This is a genomic window from Legionella maioricensis (genome assembly GCF_023618015.1).
GTDB classification, from domain to species: Bacteria; Pseudomonadota; Gammaproteobacteria; order Legionellales; family Legionellaceae; genus Legionella; species Legionella maioricensis.
Genome location: NZ_JAJKBJ010000003.1, coordinates 50,908 through 72,913, shown reverse-complemented (window position 1 = coordinate 72,913; position 22,006 = coordinate 50,908). Strand labels below are relative to the sequence as shown.

Sequence of the window (22,006 nt, the reverse complement as noted above, 5' to 3'; positions counted from 1 at the left end):
ATACTGAGCAGAAAATATGTCTCTTGATTATTTAAGAGAATTTATTTGAGGATGGGTTTACTATGATTGCCAAAGGAAAAAAGGCTGTAGCCGTTTTTGACTTCGATGGAACGCTGACCTCCAAAAACACCACCCTTTCATTTCTTCACTATACAGATCCTCGCCGTTTTTATTTAATGCTCCCAATATTACTCCCTATTTTGTTTCTTTATCTCACAAAAATAATCTCAATAGATCAATTAAACAATTGGTTATGTCATTTTTTTTTCAAGGGAAAATCAAAAGAACATCTCTATGCAATAGGACGTGATTTTGCTTTAAATAAACTTCCTAGATATATACGGACTGAAGCTATGTTAAAACTTAAAGAACATCAGGAAAACGCCCATCCATGTATTTTGGCTACCGCTGCTTATGATTTATACATCAAAGCGTGGGGGGATTTTCATGGTTTCGCCGAGGTGCTTTGCACGGAAATCGCTTGTGATGGGCGAGGTAACTTAACTGGAAAATTAAAAGGTATATCCTGCTATGGGCCTGAAAAAGTGAATAGGATCAAACAAATTCTGCCAGAATTTGATGCAATTATTTACGCATACGGAGACAGTGAGGGTGATAAGGAAATGCTAAATTTTGCTACTTATTCATTTTACCGCAGGTTTGATTCCAATGTGATGGGACATCATTAAGCAATCTTTTCTTTATGTTATTCCTGAGGGTACCTACTGAAAGGGGGGAAATGGCTGTTCTGACTTATTTGATGCCTCTATTGTCTTTGGGTTCATGTCTAGCCCAAGTTTCATTAACATCAATTTCGAATTGGAAAAATCACCAATAATGTATCGCACAGGATCTGGTTTAAATTTAATAACCGTTGGGATTGCAATAATTTCAGCAGATTGCGCGTATTCAGGATGCTGGAGAAGATCAATAACTTCTATAGCGTAACTGTCTGGAAGATACTCGTTACAGAATTTTTTTAAATTATCCAGGGTTAACATGCAATGAGGTGTACCGCCGGCGATATAAAGATTAAATACCCATTTCTCCTTGCCAGAAACAGCAGATTTTTTCTTTAATTTTGAATTTTTTGTTTTTCCTTTATTCATTGTCATCCTCACTGTTTACAGAGGTAACAGGTTTGGGCGATCTGATTTGAGTAATTTGTTTAATACCGCTAACCGTTATCTGCTTAATTTTTTTCTTTTCACTTAATAATGATTTCTCATCGCCCTTCAAAGCTACCAACTTTTTATTTAGTTGTTTAATTTCTGATTCAATCATTATCTTTTCATCTTTAAGAGTACGCAATTTTTCGTTAAACTTTTCATTGTTTTGAATTTGTTCTATTTGCTCCTGCATGGCTTGAACAACACGGGTAGAACCCACCACAATTTTCCCAGCCCCGGTATAAACATCTTGCAGAGAAATTCCTTTACTGCTCAAAATGACTTCTCGCATTTGCCGAGAATGGGGCATCCCCCGTGATTTTTTAATAACCAGCAAAGTACTTTGTTCTAACTCAAACTCAACGCTCTTTAGCAAAAGCCAGGTATCCATCAATGATGAGACACCTTGTTGCCCAATATCCGCATTATCTTGTAATAAACTAGTCATAATAGTAGTGATTTGTTTAAATTTGAGATAATTTATTAAACGAGCCAGCATTAATTTAACACTAAGAGGAGAGCCTATAAGCCCAAGATTCGATATCGGATCAATGACTACGGCTTCTGGTTTAAACTCCTCAATCAATTGCACCATCTTAATCAGATGAGACTCCAAACCATACACACTGGGTCTGACAGAATGGAATACCAGGTTTCCTTTTTTCACCCATGGTTTCAGACGAATATTAATCGAACTCATATTACGAATTATTTGTTCTGCAGACTCTTCAAAGGCAAAATAAATACATTTTTTTCCATTAATACAATGACTTTCGGCAAATGCAGCAGCAAAGCTTGATTTACCTGCTCCAGCAACCCCATTAATAAGAATACTCCCCCCTTGATAATAACCTTTACCATTTAATACTTCATCTAGATCCCCGATGCCAGTCGAAATAAACTTGTGGGAAACAGGATAATCCAGGGAGAGGGAAGTTATTGGGGTAAGTGCCAAGCCTTTTTTATCAATGATAAATGGATATTCATTGGAACCATGTCCTGAACCACGATATTTAAGGATACGCAAATATCGAGTTGATAATTCATTACTAACTCGATTATTAAGAAAAATAACACAATCAGCCACATACTCTTCCAACCCATAACGAGTGAGCGTATGCTGCCCCTGTTCGCCCGTTATTACAGCGGTGACTTTTTTCGAACTTAACCATTGAAACAGGCGCTGTAATTCCGAGCGAATAATTATGTCATCAGATAATTGACTAAATAATACCTCTATTGTATCGATTACAATGCGTTTTATTTTATATTTCTCGATGGCATAACCTATCTGGATAAATAACCCCTGAAGATTGTATTCTCCAGATACATCAAACTTGGAACGATCAATGTCAATATGATGGAGGATAATTTGCTGCTTATCCATTAGCTCTTGCAAATTAAATCCTAATGACATGCAATTCTTAACCAAATCAGATTCGGTTTCTTCAAAAGCAATAAATAAACCGGGTTCTTTATTCACCGCACCTTGAAAAAGAAACTGCATGCCAAAAAGGGTTTTACCTGTTCCAGCAGAACCAACTACTAAAGTAGATCGGTTTTGTGGGATACCTCCATGAGTAATGTCATCAAACCCATGAATGCCCGTTAAGCATTTGGCTATTTCTCTTGCTTGTCCCAATTTATTTTTCATCCCTTTAGCCCTTTAGCCCTTTAGCCCTTTAGCCCTTTAGCCCTTTATAGCATCCCAAGTGATAGCCCTTGTTTTAAGTATAAACATTAGATGAAATTATACTAGGTAAAATAATCTGAAAACCGCCTTGAGGTCATATTTTGTTTTATACAATCAAAAGGTTATTTTATTTGTTAATAGGAAATTAGCTGAAAATACTACCGTATACTATACTGCTAACAGAGATGAGGGATCTGTAAGATGATTTAATTAATTGTCGAACAGGCCGCCATCTGTTGACAATTGAGCTTGCACATCATGATTTTGGTCAACATCGAATCAGCTCTGGAAAAGTCTAGGAAATGGTATGACAAAGCTCATTCTTTCTTCTCACACATGTCGCTCCATAACCGTGACTCTCTCCTTTTGTATTATATTAATCGGCTCCATAGGCTTAACTGGCTGGATTTTTAACGTTCCTTTATTAAAAAGTATTTCCCCGCACTGGATTTCAATGAAATGCAATGCGGCAATTTGTATTCTTTTGAGTGGCGTAGCAATCTGGTTATTGCGTGATAACCAGACGAGTCGACAATCTCGTTATTTAGCGCGCATAAGCACAACAGTTATACTGACCATCAGTTTGTTAACTTTAATTGAATATCTATTTCAAGTTGATCTGGGCATCGATCAATTGTTATTCATTGATACTCCGTTTGACGCGCTATATTTTCCAGGACGCATGGCCTTTAATACAGCCTTAAATTTTGTTTTTATAAGTATTGCACTTTATTTGCTAGATACAAAAAAAATAAGGCCATGGATTTATCAGATTTTCGTTGTTCTAATTTTTTTCTTGAGCATGTTCAGCTTTTTATTATATGTTGCCAATGTGCAAATTCATTACGTATTAATATCTTATCTTTATCTAGCAATTCATACAGTAATAGCCATGCTTTTGATAGTGGCCGGATTATTCTTTGCAAGACCTACAATAGGCATCGGCGCCATATTACTAGGCAATAGCCTCAGTGGCCGCTTTGCTCGACACGTATTACCCGCGATTTATATTTCATCAATTATTATCCTTGCGCTTATAGGGCGCGGGGCAAAACATGACCTTTACGGAGCATCGTTTAATGGGGTGCTCGCTTCTATATTCTTCCTTATTGTGACCAGTATTATTATTTTTATTGTTACTCTAATCTTGGGAAATTTTGAATCAAAATCAAATAAACTCAAATATGCCCTAGAAAAAAGAGAACAGTTATTTAGCGAATTTACCGAGAATATCAATGCGGTACTTTGGCGTTTATCCTTCAGGCTAAATAAAATCACTTATGTGAGTCCAGCCTATGAACATATTTGGGGAAGAGCCAGCCAATTGTTTAATCAGGATCTGCATACCTGGTTAAATGCAATAAGTCCTGAAGATCGGCCAACGGTAATTGCGGCTTTAAATCAAATTAAAAATGGTATACCCAGAATAAAGATAGAATATAAAATCATACGGGCAGATGGGGCAATCGTCCATATTTCTGATCAACTCTTTCAATTAAAAAACAATGATGGACGATTAGAGGGGGTACTGGGCATTGCAACTGACATAACAGCCCAACATAATGCATTGCTTCAGGAGGAATTGCTGAAAAATTTAAATAAAAATTTGAGTGAAACCAATGATATTAAAGTATTTGCTCGAAATACACTGAAATCAATTGGCTTAGCGATAAATTATGACATGGGAGAGCTCTGGCTATTTGATGAAAAGTCTAATGATCTCAACTGCATAGCCACTTGGTCTAAAGAGGAGTCGCCAAGTCATCATTTAATCCATCCCCCAATACATGTTTCAGAAGAAAATCACTCTTACTTTCAGGTACCGTGTTTTTTGCAAAATACTATTCAGTACAGCACTCATGCTTCGCATCTTACGAACATTTATGGGCAACAAAATGGGCAAGATCTAATTTTTAAAGAGGTTATTGGCATTCCGCTGTTATTGCCTGATAAGAATATTGGGGTTATGAATTTTTATAATAAACAAATATCAAATCTGGATATTGAAATTTATAAAATATTAATGAAATTAACTGTAAATTTGAGCCAATACATTCAAAATAATATCCTCATAAATCAACTTGAATACATATCAAACTATGATGTCTTAACGGGGCTTCACAATCGCAACGCCTTTATTAAAAGATTACAACAAATGATCGACAGTAATTATAAGTCAATTGTTGTTATTAAGTTACACATTAATAATTTACAACTAATCAACAATACTTTGGGATATGAAATTGGTAATAAACTTCTGCAGTATCTTGCCAAAGCTTATTCAAGCATTTCATTATCGACTATAGACATGATTGCGGTAGTTCAACCCAATATTATTGGTTTTCTTTCTCATCAACTTCGTACCTCAAAAATGATTACTGATTTTGCCAATGCCTTACTTGCCATTACTAAAAAACCTGTTGTACAAAATAGTATCGATATTTTTTTAACTACCAACATTGGCATTAGTCGCTATCCTCAAAATGGTACTACCACCTTTATGTTAATGAGTAATGCTGAGTTGGCTCTTGGCCAAGCAATAAAAGAGGGGAGCAATCTATTTCGATTTACAGACTCAGAGACCCACAGACTGTCATCACATCAAATTAAAATAGAGAATGCAATGTATAATGCGCTTCGAAACAAGGAATTCGAAGTCTATTATCAGCCCAAAATATCCTTAAAAACGGGAAAAATTATTAGTGTTGAAGCCTTAATTCGCTGGCATGATCCGCAAAATGGTCTCCAATGCCCACAACACTTCCTTCCTGTTTGCGAACAATCTGATTTGATTTTGGAAATAAGTGATCTGGTATTACGTACTGCCATTAAAGACATGTTGCTTACCGACAAACCGCTCCGCACCTCAATAAACCTTTCGGTACGTCAGTTTAATAAGTCATATGACTTAAGAGAAAAATTAAATCTATTGCTCGCTGAGTTCCATTTCAATCCTAAATATCTGGAACTCGAAGTAACGGAAACATTATTAATGTCTAATAAAAAACGGGCTGCGGAAATTTTAAAACAATTGCAAGAGTTAGGCATCAGCATTTCCCTGGATGATTTTGGTGCGGGCTACAGCTCTTTTGAATATCTAAAAACCTTTAAGCCAGATATCGTTAAAATTGATAAATCCTTTATTGATGGTCTGCCATCAGATGTGAACAGTATTAAAATAATGGAAGCAATGATCCAATTATCTCATAGCTTAAATATGAGAGTAATTGCAGAGGGGGTTGAAAATGCCATGCAGGTCAATTTCTTGTTAGAAGCAGGATGTGATGAAATACAAGGTTTTTATTTTTCTAAACCAATAACCCTCCCTGAAATTCAAGCGCTGATCAACAGTGATATAACATTTAATTTACCAATAAAATTGGATACAAATAAAAATCGCATAAGTAAATAGTGAGGCTAAGAGAATAGTAATGGGAAAGGGGGACTGCCATTGACTTAAAAGACGTCATCCTAAGCGCAGCGAAGGATCTTCAAAATGTGGCTCATGCCTATTTCAGAAGCTCCCCCGTCACAATCTCCTCGGGATGAGGGGAAGGGGAAGACAAATAACAACGAAATGCAGTGCGCTTCATGAAATTAGTACTATTATTGAGGATAACTGGCCAAAAAATCCAAATTCAGGGAGTGAGCCGTCATGACAGAAGAAATAACAACAACCTCATGGTTAACTCGTTTAAAAGATGCTTTTATCGGCATTTTAGTTGGCCTGGCTTTAATTGTAGGCGCAATTGTCTTGGTCTTCTGGAACGAAGGACATAGCCTGCACACAGCTCAATCATTGGCGCAAGCAAAAAAAGTATTAATTTCAGTACCTAACGCTCCTATTAATAATCAAAATAATCTAAAAGTAGTTTATTTGAGTGGCCTAGCGACGACTAAAGATAAATTGTCAGACTCCCTGTTAGGAATAACGATAAATGCCATTAATCTCAATCGCAAAGTGGAGATGTATCAATGGAAGGAAAAAACTGAAACTAAAACCGAGAAACAAATAGGAGGTTCTGAAAAACGAATCACCACATATTCTTATGAAAAAACCTGGTCAGAACAGCTGATTAATAGTTCTAATTTCAAAAATCCGGAAGGACATCAGAACCCCACATCCATGCCTATCCAGTCCCAGATGCAATATGCCCAAACGGTAACCTTAGGGGATTTTTTACTGCCTGAAACGCTGATTAAACAAGTCAATGTCAGTCAACCTGTGGATTTAGCCTCAATTAATAAAGAGTCGTTAAAGGCTCAGTTTAATAAACCGGTCAACTGGATCAACAATGAATTATATCTGGGGCAAGACAGCCAAAATCCACAAACTGGAGATCTGCGAATTAGCGTAACCGCGGCTTACCCTCAAGAGGTCAGCATCATCGCCCAGCAAACGGGTAATACCCTTCAGCCTTATCTTGCACCCGCTGGCGAAAGTGTCATGTTATTATCAACAGGCCAACATTCCTCCGATCAAATGATCGCAGAAGCTCTATCACAAAATAGTCTTTGGGCTTGGATCTTGCGATTGGTCTCTTTAGTCATGCTGATTGGCGGATTTTCTTTAATCATGAAACCATTGGTCGTTTTAGCTGATGTACTGCCATTTTTAGGCTCCATTATTGGCTTTGGCACAGGATTTATTGCCTTTCTTTGTGGATTAAGTGTTTGGATTATTGTCACCGCAATAGCCTGGTTTGCCATCAGACCCTTCGTATCCATTGGCTTATTAGTTATCCTGGTTTTAGGGGGATATGCTTTAATAAAAATGCGGGGAAATAAAGTGTCCATAGCACCGGAGAAAACCGCCCTACCCAAAGAATAATAGTTCGTTGCCCCAAAATGTATCCTGGACGATTACGTCCTTCATCCGTTCTATAACTGAGCTTCGGGGCACCTGTCCTTAATGCCCCATTTAAGCGTTAGCTAAAATGAATGATTGGTTGTTAGAAATGGCAATTAACTTTCCATCCATTGTTTTTACTTCTGCCTGCAAAACCAGCAGTGATTTAGTCTGAGAAACTACTTCTGCTTTAATTACTATTTTTTTATCTTTAGCCGTAAAAGGACGGATAAAGGTTGTATTCATTTGTACAGTAACTGCCGGTTTTTTGGCAGCCATATAAGTCAAAGGACCAAACACATCATCCAAGGCAGCGCACAGGAATCCTCCTTGATACATTTTCATTGGATTAGTGAAGCGCTCATCGAAGGAAAACTCAGCCCATAAAACGGTTCCCGGCTCGAAATAAGTGTATTCCGTGTTATGAGTTTTAATGGAGTTGGGTGGCATTTCCAACTCCAGGCCCATCGCTTTAAATTGTTCCCCCATCTCCAGCATCAGTTTATAAAAATCATCATTAACGCTCATTATTAGTCTCCAGAGAATTCAATATCATTTCGTCTTTAGTTAGATTGGCCATAAAAACCAAGTGGAATCAGCCCTCATTCTTGCTACAATCCCATTAACTCAAAATCAAAGAGATACATGGTATCACCAATAAGCCCGAGATGATGAACGTAAGAAAAATTAATGACTCGTTGCCACCCCCGTCATTTTTGTGTTTTTTGATTCTGTCATACAGCATGGTGATCGTACTTGCCAATTGGTTTGATGTCCGACTGATTCGTCTTTTTTCTTTTGATACTGATGCCGGTACCTTGATTTTTCCCCTCACTTTTATTCTCTCTGACTTGATTACCGAGGTATATGGCTATCAACAAGCACGCCGAGCCATCTGGTGCGGCCTCTTATTTAATATGATTTTTATTCTCTATGGGCAGATAGTGATTCATCTCCCCAGCCCGGATTATGCTTTGCTCAGTAATAATAAATTTGATGAAATTCAGTCTATGAATATTAGAGTGATTATTGCGTCCACGATTAGCTATTTATGCGCCGAACCGCTTAATTCATTAGTAATGGCCAAGTTAAAAATCCGCTATTCAGGAAATAAACTGGCTATCCGTTTTATTGCTTCAACCTGCATTGCTTCTGCAGTTGATAGTTTCATTTTTGGAACCCTTGCATTTTGTGGTTTAATGAATTACGACCATTTACTTCACTTCATCACCAACATGTGGTTTCTTAAAATCATGATTGAAGTAATAGGTTTACCCCTATCACTGCATCTAACAAAACAATTAAAGCAAACAGAGCGTCTTGATATCTATGATATAAAAACGAATTTCAATTTATTTAGATTGAAGATTGATTACACAGAACAAAACAATCAATATAGAACAATGAGTGCTTCAAGTCAGTCTATAGAGGCGATTCCATAAATTTTCTTTTAACTTAGGCCATTCGCTGGCTAAAATACTAAAAATGACTGTATCCGTGATCAAACCATTATGGTGAATCATATGTTGGCGTAAAACCCCTTCTTCTTTGGCACCTAATTTCTTTAAGGTATTGTAAGAACGCTTATTATTGGGATCTGCAGCTACTTGAATACGATTAAATTGCCATTGTTCAAATGCCTGACGAAACAATAACCATAAAGACTCGTGATTTAATCTTGTTCCCCAGACTGATGGAGTGAACCAACTATAGCCTACCTCCAGGCGTTTATGATCAGTCTCAATATCATAATAGGCGCTACTGCCAACAATACTTTGATCCTTGGTTCGTCGTATTGCATAAGTAATTTGCGAGCCCTGAGCATGTTTTATTAAACTGTCATTAAACCAATCATCAAAAAAAACATCATGCGCCTTCATCGGCATGTAGGACCAAATACGCTCGTCGTTCGCGGCATGACGCAAAGAGTGATAATGGCGCTCCGCTAGAGGCTCAAGTTGCACTTCTTTGCCAATAAGATTATCGAGAAAATGATCTAAAGTCATGGTGTTGTTCTTGAGTATTTGAGATAAGCGATTGTAACTTATCTCAAGTAATGATGGGAATCCAATTGAACAACCGTTATCCAGAACGGTTCTTTTCTGATGACTGATGAAAAAATTTCAGAAATAAAAGAAACAACATGGTTGTTTCATAGACAATGTTTCCCTATAATTCAGCCCTGATTCTAACAACAATAAGGTACTCTCAAATGAAAAAATGGATATTGCTGGCGGCAAGCAGTGTTTTTATGATGAATGCGTATGCCAATGATAATAAAATGTATTGTGATTATAAAGACTACTTCCATTTAAGTGATCAATCACATCCAGGAATATATGTTGTTAGTGGCTTTAGTGAGCAAGATGTCATTTTGCAGATAGTAGGCCCACGTAGTTTCATCATCAGAGACTCTTATTTCTGTCGTTCAGGTTATGCCCATGTTACTGTTGCTTATGATCAAGAACATTGGTGCGTACTGGATATTAAAGACGGTCCTTATATGAACCATCCATCTATTAGTGCTTCCTGTAATGGCATGCGCTATGTCAACACGACTTATGATGGTCTTGGCAGTTATTCTTATTCTATCAATCTGGATTAAGAGCCAATCTGCGCCGAACTATGTTCGCGTAAATGCTTGCTGTCCTTAGGTTGGGTTGGGCCAAGGCCCAACCGTCAAGCTCCGCATGCAGAGAAAACTGCTATAAATTAACCATTGGATTTTTCTTCGCTTGACGCTTGTGGGCGAGGACCATCAATTATTCTTAACCCTCCTAATGCTCTCCTATCATTCCGGCTTTTCTAGGCTAAAATACTGCCTATTCAGCAGGTGTATATTTATTTGCTTTTATTCATTATGATTTAAATCGTAATCAACAAAGGGCGATTGTTGTATGCTTTCCAATCAAGAAACAAATGACTTACTGATTGATGAACCGCCCAACTATGATTCCGTATCCGTAGTAGACACCCCTGAATTAATCGATCAGGAAGTAAATGCATGTCTTCAAGAAGAAAATGAGTATTTAATTAGAGAAATTGAATTATTAAGACAAGACAATAAACAATTAAAACAAAGTCAATCGGTTTTGGAGCAACAGATTATATTAATAAGAGAGCAACTTAGATTAACCAAAGAAAGTAAGCAACTGTCAGATGCAAGAGCCGCTCTGCTCCAACAAAATAATAAGCTACTTCGCAGTAAAAACTCAGCCTTGATAGATTGGGTGAAACAATCGGCTGCAGATGAAAAGCAGGCATTACTCTATATCGACGTATTAGAATCATGTGCCCTCGCAATAGCAGAAAGAACAAATTGATGGTCTTAAGTCAGAGGTGTCTTTTTTAAAAGCTGAAGCTAAAAAACAAGACGAAGAGACTGAATTGCTCAGAAATGAAGTATCCTCCTTGAGAGAAATAATTGCTAATTGGTTGACCCCTGAAGCAGCAGCGCCAACAATACCGACAAAAAAGGCATCAAAGGGTAAATCTTTATTTTTCTCTAAAAAAGATAAAGAAGAGAAAGTGCTAATGCCCCAGAAAGCTCTTTCAAGCTAAAATGTGAGCAGCGTATAACAATATTTTTGCTTAAAGAGTCATGATGCCAGCGGAGGCTTAAGAACAACGCCAATTAGCGCTTCTTAATGCCCAAAGCGGACATCACTGCACGGGTCATGTCACGTACTAATTGCCGTACAATTTGACGAAACAAAGTGTTTTTGGTCACGACACTAACAATAGACGGCTCACTGGAGCCCTTTTGAGTCCCTTTAGTAGGTGGTTGCGACTCTTTCTCAGCAGAGGCTTGAGCAGCTAACATGTCTTTGGCAGAACTTCGTTCTTGCCGTTGGCTATAACGGGGATAAAGAGTCGATGAGGCAATAACTTGCGCTAGCTCCTGGTCAGTCAAAACCCCCATTCTGGATTCAGGCGCTCTCATCATGCATTGGATGAGGGGGGTCGGTTGTCCCTTGCGATCTAATCCACTGACCAAGGCCTCACCTATACCTAAAGCGGTTAATAATTGCTCTGTCTGATAATAGGTTGACGGCGGAAAGTTCTGAGCCACCAATTTCATGGCTTTTCTGTCTTTTGCCGTGAAGGCACGTAGGGCATGTTGTACTTTTAATCCTAATTGGCTAAGGATGTTTTCAGGAATATCATTCGGAGTTTGAGTACAAAAAATTAAGCCAATACCTTTAGACCGAATCAATTTCACCATAGTATCCATTAAGCTTAATAATGCCTTACTTGCATTAGCAAAAATCAAATGAGCTTCATCAATAAACAGGACCAGTTTCGGCTTGTCAGGATCACCCAATTCAGGCATTTTGGCATAAACGTCAGATAATAGTTTCAGCATAAATGTAGAAAATAGTTTGGGCTTATCTTGCATATCTAATAAGCGCAAAATAGAGATGATGCCTAAACCCTGACTATTCACTTTAATTAAATCCATTACGTCAAAAGCCGGCTCACCAAAAAACTCATCGCCACCTTGAGATTCCAATTCCAACATTTTGCGCATAATCGTGCCGATTGACGACGACGCTAAGCTACCAAAACGTGCCTCTATCTTCTCCTTTCCCTCATCAGTTTGTAAATACTGCAATAAACTTCTTACATCAGCCAACGTAATTAAAGGCAGCTTGTTCTCTTTAGCGTACTCAAAAAGAACGGTCACAGCACCCTCTTGAGTCTCATTGATTCCTAGCATACGCGAAAATAATAAGGGGCCAAAAGCAGTTACTGTGGAGCGAAGCGGCACACCAGCATGAGATTCACTTAAAGTTAAAAACTCAACCGGAAAACCACGAGGACTAAAAGTCAAATTTAGAGATTTGGCCCGTGCTTTTATTGCCTCAGTAGCCTCTCCAGGCATGGCCAATCCGGAAACATCTCCTTTGATATCCATGACTAAACTAGGCACACCAGCTAATGAAAGTTGCTCACTTAGCACCTGAATGGTTTTCGTTTTACCACTCCCTGTAGCTCCAGCGATTAAACCATGTCGGTTAAACGATTTTAAAACCAGATTAACCGGCGCATCAGCAATCAATTGACTGTTGACTATAATTTCGCCTAATTGTAGGGCGGGCAAACTTCCGGCTTGATAGGGAATACGTATATCGTCATACATAGGTAATATCCTTATAAACCAAATATGTTAAGTATAATCCAAAAATCACATCTCGCTTTACCAAACAAGTTAAACGCAATTGGGGCAAATCCCATAAATATTAAGTGCATGATCGGTCATTTTAAAATTGGCATGCTCTGCAATCACTTTTTGTCTTAACTCGATTACTTCATCTACAAACTCTTCAACGCGCCCACATTTGACACAAACCAAATGGTCATGATGCTCGCCTTGACTCAATTCGAATACTGAGTGTCCTCCTTCGAAATTATGGCGCGCAACTAATCCTGCCGCTTCAAATTGGGTCAGTACTCGATAAACTGTTGCCAAGCCTACATCTTCACCAGTTTCGAGTAATGCTTTATAAACACCCTCTGCGCTTAAATGATGATTGCGGGATTGCTCCAGAATTTGCAGTACCTTCAATCGTGGCAAAGTAATTTTTAATCCGGCATCTTTTAATTGCTTACTTTCTTCCACTGGTGCTCCTTAACAGAAATGAATTTGACCTACTTGCAGGTGTCTTTCAATAAATGGCATGTTATTATGGCGAAATTTTTCACTGTAGGCAAAAAAATGCGAGTAATTACCTTTATTTTTAGTATCATCATCACATTAACCTTAACTCAATGTGTCTCTTATGATTTCTCGAGACGCATAACTCAGCAAGGTAACTTGTTGACTCAAGAAAAAGTTGCGCGTTTAAAAATAGGCATGAGTAAAGAAGACGCGGCCATTTTAATGGGCACTAGCATCATAAGCCCCACATTTAATAACGATCGCTGGGATTATGCATATACCTGGCGCCGAGGAAGTGGACCTATGGAAATCCGCCATGCCAGTTTATATTTTGTCAGAGGGTCTTTAGCACGCGTAGAGCATAAACCTTAACTAAAAGAATGTTTCATCAGGTTGACTCATAGTGCATTATTAATGAGTTAGCCTGATCGGAAGAAACCCCTAATGGCGCAATTTTTGGGAACTCCACAGAGTCTGATGAGATAAAACGAGTAAAAGCCATCCCATCAAGCACCAGATTCCTATTTTATCCATCCCGGTATTGCTAAAAAGCCAGCCTCTGCCTGCTGATAGATAACAGCTATAATAATGATAAACTTAATGGACGAGGTTTTTATGACAATTAAAGCTAATTTAACGAATATGGATCACATTGCCAATGCATTAACTAGCGCATTCAACAGCAAAATTATTTTTTCCGACCCTATAGTAAAAGAGGATGTGACAGTGATTCCTGTTGCTAAAATCGTTTATGGGTTAGGCGGAGGAGTTGGCACAAGAGCAAATGATAGTGGTGAAGGAGGAGGCGGTGGTTTTTTTGCTAAGCCTGTAGGATACATTGAAATAAGAAATGGAACGGCTAATTTTAAGGCGATACGAGATCCATTGACTTATGCTCCCGTCATTATGGCTTCTGGTCTTGCCGGCTATGTTCTATTAAGGGGATTAGCGCGATTGATTAAGAAGACATGAGGCCTATTTATTATCTTTTGCTTCATTTCTTTGGCAATAAGTTAATAATATGTCTTTGAATTAAGCAAACGTAGACTGAAATTACAAACTACGTTTGCATCAATAACCACAGAGCCATAAATTTATCTAATATCAGCTTTCATGCCATTTTCCACATTTTCCTCGTTGGTAATAGCATAAATTAAATCACGAACACTCACTGGGACATTGAGACTAAAGCATAGGTGTACGATATTTGCATCTTTTGGTGAAACTGCTACCTGAATAGTTTGAAAAACACGCTCGGAAATCCCTTTTTGGTATAGATAGGAAGGCCATCCTTCTGCAACTCCAAATCCTATTCCATCTTTTACTAATTGGAATCCTGCTTTATTGAGGGCTGCATCGATTTGTTCAAATTTCATTATTGCTACCTTATGGTTAATAAAAAAGAACCGACATGTTAATTTATAATCAGATGTGATTTCAATAAAATCATTTGAGCAAGAACAAAATCAGTTTACTAATTGTTTTTTATACTTTTAATGGCAAAGTAAAACGAAAAGCAGCTCCCCCTTCTTTTCGGTTTTCAGCCCAAATAGTTCCGCCGTGTGCTTTAATAATTCGATGACAAATTGTCAGTCCCAAGCCTAAACCACGTTCAGTGGTGATCATCCGGCCACGATAAAATTTTTCAAATAGTTTTGTTATTTCATCAGGCATGATGCCAGCCCCCTGATCTTCTACGCTCACCTCAACCATCTCGTCGTTCCGAACGACTGAAATCTCCAACGGATAGCTTGGAGGGGTAAGTTGAATTACATTATCAAACAAGTTGATAAATACATCCTGAATTAAAGCATTATCATAGTAAAACCGCGGTAGATTCTCCGGCATATTAATTTTAACCCGTCTGTTTCCAAGTTTTAAACGAAACAGTTCCAGTACTGTTTTGAGTGTATCGCTTAATGAATGAAGTTGTTTATGTACCGTTGCGGCTCTCGACTCAAGATAAGTAATTTGCAAAAAATTATTAATTAAACGGTTTAATTGCTCTGATTCAAAATAAATCTCTCTCCCCAAAGATCTAATCTTATTAGGGCGTAAGTCACGTGCCAATTCTATTTGACTGTTTGCTGCGACCATAATGACAGCCAAAGGCGCACGCAGCTGATGTGCAATGGAGCGCAATAATGCATTATCCATATAGTTTTTATCCCGAGACAATGCTGATTTTCCTTTTTGCTCATGCGTTCTATCTACTTCAATAGCTAATGCAAGATGATTAGTACACGCCTCTAATAAATGCATTTGCTCAGGCGTTAATAATCGTTTTATCTTTAAAGGAGTAAGGCGCAGAACGCCAATAGGATTTTCTGAACCGACTAAGGGAAGATACAGACCCTTAGCAAAAGGTAAGTTGGGAGTCCCTATTCCAGCAGGTTGTCCCAAATCATAAACCCACTGGGCAATACTTTGCTCTTTTATACTTAATGATTCGTCAACATCAAGCTTGTCATGAAAAATCAAATGGCCATTTTCAGCTAAAAACGCCACGGCCTTACTTTCAAATTGTTGGGAAATAAATCTCAGCCCCGTTTCCATTAATTTATCCGTACCGCGAGTACTCGCTAATTGACGAGTTAGTTTATACAAAGCAGACGCTTGTTGCCCAGAAAATCGTGCTGCATCAGCTTGTCGACGCGTAAGAAGGGTTAAATTACTCACCACCATAGATACAAAAAACATTAATATAAAAGTAAAGAGATAACCAAGATCGTTGACCGTAAAACTGTATTGCGGAGAAACAAAGAAAAAATCAAATCCCAATACACTTAATACAGAAGCTAAAAGAGAAGGTCCTGGCTGACCGTAGAGAGCCACAATGATGATACTTAACAAGTACACCATAATTAAATTAATCTTGGGTAAATAGGGATACAAAAGATAATTTATTGCGGTGGCAACAACAATTATACCTGTCGCAGCCGCATAGGTAGACCAAGATATTTTTGCTTCTAGCGGGACTTTTTTAATTTTAATCCCTTTAGTCTTTTCCTGAACTCCGGTCATAATGTATACATCTATTTCACCACTATAACGAACTATTTCATCGGCTAAATGACGAAAAAATAAATCTCTGGGGCGAGTGCGAATCGTTTTCCAGACCATAATTTGGGTAACATTATGTTCTCGAGCAAAGCTCATCACTTCGGTAACAATATCTGGCCCCGATAAAAAATGAGTATCAGCCCCCATTTGCTGAGCAAAGCGTAAATTTTGAATCGCATTATTTTTACATTGCTCTGACGATCTAGAGCGAGAGGTCTCAACATAAATAGCGACCCATTCAGCATGTAAACTGGTGGCCATCCTTCGTGCCGCCCGAATCAGTTTTAAGGATTCCGCACCTGGGCCGACACAAACTAATATTTTTTCTTTGGTTGGCCAGATTTGAGTGATGTGCTTATCATGGCGATAAGATAATACTTGGGCTCCGACTCGCTCTGCGGTGATACGAAGGGCTAAAGCCCTAAGAGCAATCAAATTCCCAATACGAAAAAAATGCTCCACAGCCAGTTCGGCTTGTTGAGCGATATAAATTTTCCCTTCATGCAAGCGTTTCAAAAGCTCTTCTGGAGGAATGTCTACCAACTCAATAGTATCAGCGCGGTCAATCATAAAATCAGGGACTGTCTCTTTTACGGGCGCCTGGATAATTTGGGTTACATCATCATTTAGGCTTTCAATATGCTGCACATTAAGCGTTGTATAAACATTAATACCGCGATCGAGTAATTCTTTAATGTCTTGCCAACGCTTGGTATGCCGTTGTCCCGGAGCATTGGTATGGGCCATTTCATCCAGAAGAATTAAACCGGGATTTCGTTTCAAAGCAGCATCTATATCAAAATCAAACAGTTTATTGTCATGATAATGAATAACCTGGCGGGGCAATTCTTCGAAATTCATCATCATCCGTTTAATTTCTTCACGCCCGTGCGACTCTGCCACCCCGATTATTACATCCAGACCTTTATTACGCTCATCAATAGCATCACGCAACATCTCATAAGTTTTACCAACGCCGGGAGCAGCGCCCAAATAAATTTTGAGCTTACCTTGGCGCTCTTTGCGCTCTTCATCGTGCACACGCTGTAAAATTTTTTCAGGATCGGGACGAGATTCAATCATGGTGCGTCTCTAATTGATCAAGAGCCAAATTTAACTGCAAAACATTCACCCGGGGCTCCCCCCAAACACCTAAAGTACGCGTGACAAGGTGTTGCGTTATTAAATGGTTAAGATCTTTTTCAGCAACATGACGAGTTTTTGCAATTCTTGGAACCTGATAATAGGCAGCCAAAGGGCTGATTTCTGGATCCAACCCACTGGCTGAAGCCGTCACTAAATCAACAGGAATGGGTGTTTTTTTATCCAAATCAAATTGATGAAAAACGTCAACCCGTTCCTTGATTAAATGAAGCAAAACTGGATTGGAAGGCCCCAGATTGGAACCTGAGGAGCTTGCGCCATTATAAGGAAAAAGACTGGCAGCTGAAGGCCTGCCCCAAAAATACCCAGCATCAGTGAATAATTGGCCAATTAATTGAGAGCCAATGACTTTATCGCCTTGTTTGAGGAGACTTCCATTCGCCTGACTTGGAAAAAAAACCTGAGCAAAGCCGGTTACTGCCAATGGATAAATAACCCCCGTTATCAGCGTTAAGCAAAAGAACAGTCTTAATGCTGTTTTTAAGTCACTCCTTGTCAACTGAAACCTGTCCAAGCCCTACTCTCCTTACGAATATAAACCCAGCCCCACTAACAGCAGATCGATTGCCTTTATTCCGATAAAAGGAATAATAAGTCCTCCTAATCCGTAAACTAAAACATTAGAACGTAATAAGCGCGAAGCAGATAGACTACGGTATTTAACGCCGTGCAAAGCAAAGGGAATAAGAAAAATAATGATTAAGGCATTAAAAATTACTGCCGATAAAATAGCGCTTTCAGGGGTTGCAAGATGCATAATATTTAATACGTTTAATAAGGGATAGGTCGTTGCAAAGGCGGCTGGCAAAATAGCAAAATACTTGGCAATATCATTTGCAATACTAAAAGTGGTCAGTGCACCACGAGTTATTAATAATTGTTTACCTATCTCAACAACTTCAATAAGTTTTGTTGGATTAGAGTCCAAATCCACCAAATTACCCGCTTCTTTAGCCGCTTGAGTGCCGGTATTCATAGCCACCGCAACGTCGGCCTGAGCAAGCGCAGGTGCATCATTAGTGCCATCCCCGGTCATTGCGACCAAATGCCCCTCTTCTTGAAGCGTACGAATGAGCTTAAGTTTATCCTCGGGTTTGGCATTGGCAAGGAAATCATCAATCCCTGCTTCTGCCGCAATCGCTGCTGCCGTCAATGGATTATCTCCAGTAACCATAATGGTTTTAATACCCATTTGCCGTAATTGGGCAAAACGCTCTCGTATTCCCCCTTTTACGATGTCTTTGAGATGAATCACTCCTAAGACCTTGGTTTCTTCTACAACAACCAGAGCCGTTCCACCCTTACGAGAAATTTGCTCTACGCTTTTTTGCGCAGAGTCAGGAAGTACTCCCCCCCGTTCCTTAATATATTCTGCTATTGCATCGCATGAGCCTTTGCGTATTTGTCGCCCCGCTAAATTGGCGCCACTCATTCTGGTTTCAGCAGAAAAAGGAATAAACGTTGCATCCAATTTGTGAATTTCACGCGCACGAAGTCCATATTTTTCTTTAGCTAAAATGACAATACTTCGCCCCTCGGGTGTTTCGTCAGCTAAAGATGCCAGTTGAGCTGCATCAGCTAATTCGCTGATAGTGATCCCCTCAGCAGGAATAAATTCTGTAGCTTGACGATTCCCTAACGTAATAGTTCCTGTTTTATCCAGCAATAAAACATCCACATCACCAGCAGCTTCAACTGCTCGCCCTGATAAAGCAATCACATTCGCTTGAATCATTCTATCCATACCAGCAATACCAATAGCCGATAAGAGTCCTCCAATGGTGGTTGGCGCTAAACAAACAAATAAAGCAACCAATACAGTAATAGTTACGACACGTCCCGAGCCCATCGCTCCAACGCTGTAAATAGAAAAAGGCAGCAAAGTAGCGCAAACCAGTAAAAAGACCAAGGTAAGAGCGGCAAGAAGAATAGTAAGAGCAAGTTCATTAGGTGTTTTTTGCCTCTTTGCCCCCTCTACCAAACTGATCATTTTATCTAAGAAAGTATCACCAGGATTAGAAGTAATTCGAATAATGAGCCAATCTGAAATGACTTGGGTACCGCCTGTTACCGCACTTCTGTCCCCTCCACTCTCACGAATGACCGGAGCACTTTCGCCAGTAACGGCGCTTTCATTAACGGAGGCTATCCCTTCAATTACCTCCCCATCACTGGGAATAAAATCCCCTGTTTCAACCAATACAATATCTCCTACACGTAAAAACGCGGATTGGACGAGGGTAAATTTGGCCCGCTTGGCAGGATTCGCCAATTTTTTTGCCTGAATTTCACGTCGCGCTTTACGCAAGGATTGAGCTTGTGCTTTACCCCGCCCTTCAGCCATTGCTTCAGCAAAATTGGCAAAAATTAAAGTAAACCAGAGCCAAAGAGCAATAGCTAAAATAAATTCTGCCGGAGCTTCTCCCTCCATAGTTAAAGCTTGAATGAAGAGTGCCGTTGTTAAGAGAGAACCTATATATACTGTAAACATCACCGGATTTTTAATTTGATGACGAGGAGATAGTTTTAAAAAGGAGTCACCTATAGCCGTTTTTATGATGCCCAAATCCCATAATGAGAGTTTAGTAGCCATTCTTCCCCCAAAGCATCAGATGTTCAATGATAGGCCCCAACGCCAGCGCAGGAATAAATGAAAGAGCCCCCACAATAAGAATCACACTAACCAAAAGGGTAATAAACAAAGGGGTATAGGTTTGTAAAGTCCCCAAACTGGTGGGAATTCTTTTTTTCCGAGCCAGAGAGCCGGCAACAGCTAGGGCAGGAATGGCAATCCAATAACGGGAAATAAGCATCGCCAAGCCCCCTGATATATTATAAAAAGGAGTATTGGCGTTTAATCCTGCAAAAGCACTGCCGTTATTATTTCCCATTGAAGTAAATGCATAAAGCATTTCAGTAAATCCATGGGCTCCGGGATTGCCAAGTGAATCAGTGCCAGCATTAGTGATGCAGGCGATCGCCGTTAAAATAAGAACCATTAGAGGCATGATTAAAACGGTCACAGCAGCCATCTTCATTTCAAAAGGCTCAATTTTCTTCCCTAGATATTCAGGGGTTCTACCCACCATGAGTCCAGCAACAAAGACCGTGACAATAACAAACATCAACATACCGTATAAACCAGAGCCGACTCCTCCAAATATCACCTCATTTAAATGCATCATAAATAAAGGCACAAAACCGCCTAAAGGAGTAAAAGAATCATGCATCGCATTGACCGATCCGTTAGAAGCTGCTGTAGTTATTGTGGCCCAAAGCGCTGAATCAATAATACCAAAACGAGTCTCTTTTCCTTCCATATTCCCACCAGGCGCCAAATTATAGGTTACCGTTTGGTCTATCCCCATGGAGTTAAATTCAGGATTTCCTTTAAGCTCTGCCGCGACGGTAAGCAAGGAGAAGGGAGTTAAAATAATTAACATAGCAATAAGAATTGCCCATCCCTGACGCCTTTTTTTAACCATTAATCCAAAAGTGTGGCAAAAAGCCGCAGGAATAAGCAGTATCGCGAGCATTTCCAGGAAATTGGTTAAGGGATTAGGATTTTCAAAGGGATGGGCGGAGTTACTATTAAAAAAACCACCCCCATTAGTACCTAATTGTTTAATAGCAACCTGAGAGGCCACAGGGCCCATAGGGATGGTTTGCTCCGTTATCTGTTTTAACTCGACCATTGGGCTCCCATTGCTGTCTTTAATAGCCTGGCCTGATGCATCGAGTTTTATTTGTTGATAACTACTCTCCTGCAGCACGCTTACCTTTTGGTTGGGTTTAAAGTTTTGAATGACGCCTTGCGATGTTAAAATAATTGCTAACAGGAGGGAGAGTGGAAGTAAAATATAGAGTATGCCTCGTACTGTATCGACCCAAAAATTACCTAAATGAGTACTTTCATGTTTTACTATTCCTCGAATCAAAGCGATAAGTAACGACATGCCCGTTGCAGCAGAAAGAAAGTTTTGCACCGTCAGCGCTGCCATCTGGGTAAAATAACTCATAGTAGTTTCGCCACTATAAGATTGCCAATTGGTATTCGTCGTAAAGCTTACGGCAGTATTAAAAGCAAGTTCAGGAGAAACACCAGAAAAAGATTGCGGATTTAAGGGGAGATAAAATTGCAAACGCTGTACGATGTAAACAACGAGAAAACCAACAACATTAAAAAGTAACATCGCTGACAAATAGCGTTTCCAATCCATCTCTTGATTTGTCTGGATGCCGCAACAGCGGTAAAGAACGCGCTCGATGGGGCCCAAAAGCCAATCCACTCCACAGTCCTTGCCTTCATAAACGCAAGCCATGTACCGTCCCAATGGTTTCACTAGAGCAAGAAGAACAACGAAATATGTTACAAGCTGGAAAATACCCATTTCAGTCATTATAAC

20 protein-coding genes are annotated in these 22,006 nt (G+C 39.3%); 9 read left to right on the top strand and 11 right to left on the bottom strand.

Annotated features, from left to right (window positions below; translation table 11 throughout):
• Positions 1–62: 62 nt before the first annotated feature.
• Positions 63–689, top strand: coding sequence for an HAD-IB family hydrolase (locus LOX96_RS03995; RefSeq protein WP_250419569.1), 627 nt, complete (start codon positions 63–65; stop codon positions 687–689).
• A gap of 33 nt (positions 690–722) precedes the next feature.
• Here the strand turns inward: LOX96_RS03995 and LOX96_RS03990 are convergent, their stop codons facing one another.
• Entirely contained in the window at positions 723–1,109 is a 387-nt protein-coding gene (locus LOX96_RS03990) for a circadian clock KaiB family protein (RefSeq protein ID WP_250419571.1), read from the bottom strand.
• On the bottom strand, positions 1,102–2,823 hold the full coding sequence (kaiC, locus tag LOX96_RS03985; protein WP_250419574.1) for a circadian clock protein KaiC: 1,722 nt from the start codon (positions 2,821–2,823) through the stop codon (positions 1,102–1,104). Before kaiC ends, LOX96_RS03990 begins: the two co-directional genes overlap by 8 nt.
• Positions 2,824–3,169: 346 nt before the next feature.
• Between kaiC and LOX96_RS03980 the strand changes: the two genes are divergently transcribed.
• Entirely contained in the window at positions 3,170–6,274 is a 3,105-nt protein-coding gene (locus tag LOX96_RS03980) for a bifunctional diguanylate cyclase/phosphodiesterase (protein ID WP_250419576.1), read from the top strand.
• Positions 6,275–6,517: 243 nt separating this feature from the next.
• Positions 6,518–7,693, top strand: coding sequence for a TMEM43 family protein (locus LOX96_RS03975; RefSeq protein WP_250419578.1), 1,176 nt, complete (start codon positions 6,518–6,520; stop codon positions 7,691–7,693).
• Between the two features lie 90 nt (positions 7,694–7,783).
• On the opposite strand, the gene LOX96_RS03970 is transcribed toward LOX96_RS03975, so the two are convergent.
• Entirely contained in the window at positions 7,784–8,239 is a 456-nt protein-coding gene (locus LOX96_RS03970) for a PaaI family thioesterase (protein ID WP_250419581.1), read from the bottom strand.
• A gap of 140 nt (positions 8,240–8,379) precedes the next feature.
• Here LOX96_RS03970 and LOX96_RS03965 point away from each other — a divergent pair, with 140 nt between their 5' ends.
• Complete coding sequence (locus tag LOX96_RS03965) at positions 8,380–9,153, top strand: queuosine precursor transporter (RefSeq protein ID WP_250419583.1); 774 nt, start codon at positions 8,380–8,382, stop codon at positions 9,151–9,153.
• Here LOX96_RS03965 and LOX96_RS03960 read toward each other — a convergent pair.
• Complete coding sequence (locus LOX96_RS03960; protein ID WP_250419586.1) at positions 9,124–9,717, bottom strand: GNAT family N-acetyltransferase; 594 nt, start codon at positions 9,715–9,717, stop codon at positions 9,124–9,126. The genes LOX96_RS03965 and LOX96_RS03960 overlap by 30 nt on opposite strands.
• Positions 9,718–9,923: 206 nt before the next feature.
• Between LOX96_RS03960 and LOX96_RS03955 the strand changes: the two genes are divergently transcribed.
• The 3 genes from LOX96_RS03955 (at position 9,924) to LOX96_RS03945 (ending at position 11,272) form a co-directional block, all read left to right on the top strand.
• Positions 9,924–10,316, top strand: coding sequence for a hypothetical protein (locus LOX96_RS03955; RefSeq protein WP_250419589.1), 393 nt, complete (start codon positions 9,924–9,926; stop codon positions 10,314–10,316).
• 292 nt (positions 10,317–10,608) lie between these two features.
• The gene (locus LOX96_RS03950; RefSeq protein ID WP_250419591.1) at positions 10,609–11,034 is read left to right on the top strand and encodes a hypothetical protein; all 426 of its coding nucleotides are present in this window, start codon (positions 10,609–10,611) and stop codon (positions 11,032–11,034) included.
• A gap of 16 nt (positions 11,035–11,050) precedes the next feature.
• A complete protein-coding gene (locus LOX96_RS03945; protein ID WP_250419594.1) occupies positions 11,051–11,272 on the top strand; it encodes a hypothetical protein in 222 nt (73 codons plus the stop codon).
• Positions 11,273–11,345: 73 nt separating this feature from the next.
• Here LOX96_RS03945 and LOX96_RS03940 read toward each other — a convergent pair whose 3' ends face one another.
• Both LOX96_RS03940 and fur read right to left on the bottom strand, forming a co-directional pair.
• Entirely contained in the window at positions 11,346–12,854 is a 1,509-nt protein-coding gene (locus LOX96_RS03940) for a helicase HerA-like domain-containing protein (RefSeq protein ID WP_250419597.1), read from the bottom strand.
• A gap of 69 nt (positions 12,855–12,923) precedes the next feature.
• Positions 12,924–13,334 (bottom strand): ferric iron uptake transcriptional regulator, encoded by a 411-nt coding sequence (fur, locus tag LOX96_RS03935; protein WP_250419599.1) that lies wholly within the window; start codon positions 13,332–13,334, stop codon positions 12,924–12,926.
• 66 nt (positions 13,335–13,400) lie between these two features.
• Between fur and LOX96_RS03930 the strand changes: the two genes are divergently transcribed.
• Both LOX96_RS03930 and LOX96_RS03925 read left to right on the top strand, forming a co-directional pair.
• Entirely contained in the window at positions 13,401–13,745 is a 345-nt protein-coding gene (locus LOX96_RS03930) for an outer membrane protein assembly factor BamE (protein ID WP_250419603.1), read from the top strand.
• Positions 13,746–13,988: 243 nt separating this feature from the next.
• Positions 13,989–14,345 (top strand): spore germination protein GerW family protein, encoded by a 357-nt coding sequence (locus LOX96_RS03925; RefSeq protein ID WP_250419606.1) that lies wholly within the window; start codon positions 13,989–13,991, stop codon positions 14,343–14,345.
• A 122-nt stretch (positions 14,346–14,467) separates the two neighbouring features.
• On the opposite strand, the gene LOX96_RS03920 is transcribed toward LOX96_RS03925, so the two are convergent.
• The 5 genes from LOX96_RS03920 to kdpA all read right to left on the bottom strand — a co-directional run bounded on the left by LOX96_RS03920 (position 14,468) and on the right by kdpA (position 22,000).
• Positions 14,468–14,749: a hypothetical protein gene (locus tag LOX96_RS03920; RefSeq protein WP_250419609.1), complete on the bottom strand. Its 282-nt coding sequence runs from the start codon at positions 14,747–14,749 to the stop codon at positions 14,468–14,470.
• Positions 14,750–14,858: 109 nt separating this feature from the next.
• Positions 14,859–17,519 (bottom strand): sensor histidine kinase, encoded by a 2,661-nt coding sequence (locus LOX96_RS03915; RefSeq protein WP_250419611.1) that lies wholly within the window; start codon positions 17,517–17,519, stop codon positions 14,859–14,861.
• Complete coding sequence (gene kdpC / locus LOX96_RS03910; protein WP_250419614.1) at positions 17,512–18,114, bottom strand: potassium-transporting ATPase subunit KdpC; 603 nt, start codon at positions 18,112–18,114, stop codon at positions 17,512–17,514. The genes LOX96_RS03915 and kdpC overlap by 8 nt, the downstream gene beginning before the upstream one ends.
• A gap of 12 nt (positions 18,115–18,126) precedes the next feature.
• Positions 18,127–20,193, bottom strand: a complete 2,067-nt coding sequence (gene kdpB, locus LOX96_RS03905; protein ID WP_250419617.1) for a potassium-transporting ATPase subunit KdpB — start codon at positions 20,191–20,193, stop codon at positions 18,127–18,129.
• The gene (kdpA, locus tag LOX96_RS03900) at positions 20,183–22,000 is read right to left on the bottom strand and encodes a potassium-transporting ATPase subunit KdpA (RefSeq protein ID WP_250419621.1); all 1,818 of its coding nucleotides are present in this window, start codon (positions 21,998–22,000) and stop codon (positions 20,183–20,185) included. Before kdpA ends, kdpB begins: the two co-directional genes overlap by 11 nt.
• Positions 22,001–22,006: the final 6 nt, after the last annotated feature.

Bases quoted from the DNA above. Each gene is read 5' to 3' on its own strand.
- LOX96_RS03995 (WP_250419569.1), top strand. From the start codon at position 63: ATGATTGCCAAAGGAAAAAAGGCTGTAGCCGTTTTTGACTTCGATGGA.
- LOX96_RS03990 (WP_250419571.1), bottom strand. From the start codon at position 1,109: ATGAATAAAGGAAAAACAAAAAATTCAAAATTAAAGAAAAAATCTGCT.
- kaiC (WP_250419574.1), bottom strand. From the start codon at position 2,823: ATGAAAAATAAATTGGGACAAGCAAGAGAAATAGCCAAATGCTTAACG.
- LOX96_RS03980 (WP_250419576.1), top strand. From the start codon at position 3,170: ATGACAAAGCTCATTCTTTCTTCTCACACATGTCGCTCCATAACCGTG.
- LOX96_RS03975 (WP_250419578.1), top strand. From the start codon at position 6,518: ATGACAGAAGAAATAACAACAACCTCATGGTTAACTCGTTTAAAAGAT.
- LOX96_RS03970 (WP_250419581.1), bottom strand. From the start codon at position 8,239: ATGAGCGTTAATGATGATTTTTATAAACTGATGCTGGAGATGGGGGAA.
- LOX96_RS03965 (WP_250419583.1), top strand. From the start codon at position 8,380: ATGATGAACGTAAGAAAAATTAATGACTCGTTGCCACCCCCGTCATTT.
- LOX96_RS03960 (WP_250419586.1), bottom strand. From the start codon at position 9,717: ATGACTTTAGATCATTTTCTCGATAATCTTATTGGCAAAGAAGTGCAA.
- LOX96_RS03955 (WP_250419589.1), top strand. From the start codon at position 9,924: ATGAAAAAATGGATATTGCTGGCGGCAAGCAGTGTTTTTATGATGAAT.
- LOX96_RS03950 (WP_250419591.1), top strand. From the start codon at position 10,609: ATGCTTTCCAATCAAGAAACAAATGACTTACTGATTGATGAACCGCCC.
- LOX96_RS03940 (WP_250419597.1), bottom strand. From the start codon at position 12,854: ATGTATGACGATATACGTATTCCCTATCAAGCCGGAAGTTTGCCCGCC.
- LOX96_RS03930 (WP_250419603.1), top strand. From the start codon at position 13,401: ATGGCGAAATTTTTCACTGTAGGCAAAAAAATGCGAGTAATTACCTTT.
- LOX96_RS03925 (WP_250419606.1), top strand. From the start codon at position 13,989: ATGACAATTAAAGCTAATTTAACGAATATGGATCACATTGCCAATGCA.
- LOX96_RS03920 (WP_250419609.1), bottom strand. From the start codon at position 14,749: ATGAAATTTGAACAAATCGATGCAGCCCTCAATAAAGCAGGATTCCAA.
- LOX96_RS03915 (WP_250419611.1), bottom strand. From the start codon at position 17,519: ATGATTGAATCTCGTCCCGATCCTGAAAAAATTTTACAGCGTGTGCAC.
- kdpB (WP_250419617.1), bottom strand. From the start codon at position 20,193: ATGGCTACTAAACTCTCATTATGGGATTTGGGCATCATAAAAACGGCT.
- kdpA (WP_250419621.1), bottom strand. From the start codon at position 22,000: ATGACTGAAATGGGTATTTTCCAGCTTGTAACATATTTCGTTGTTCTT.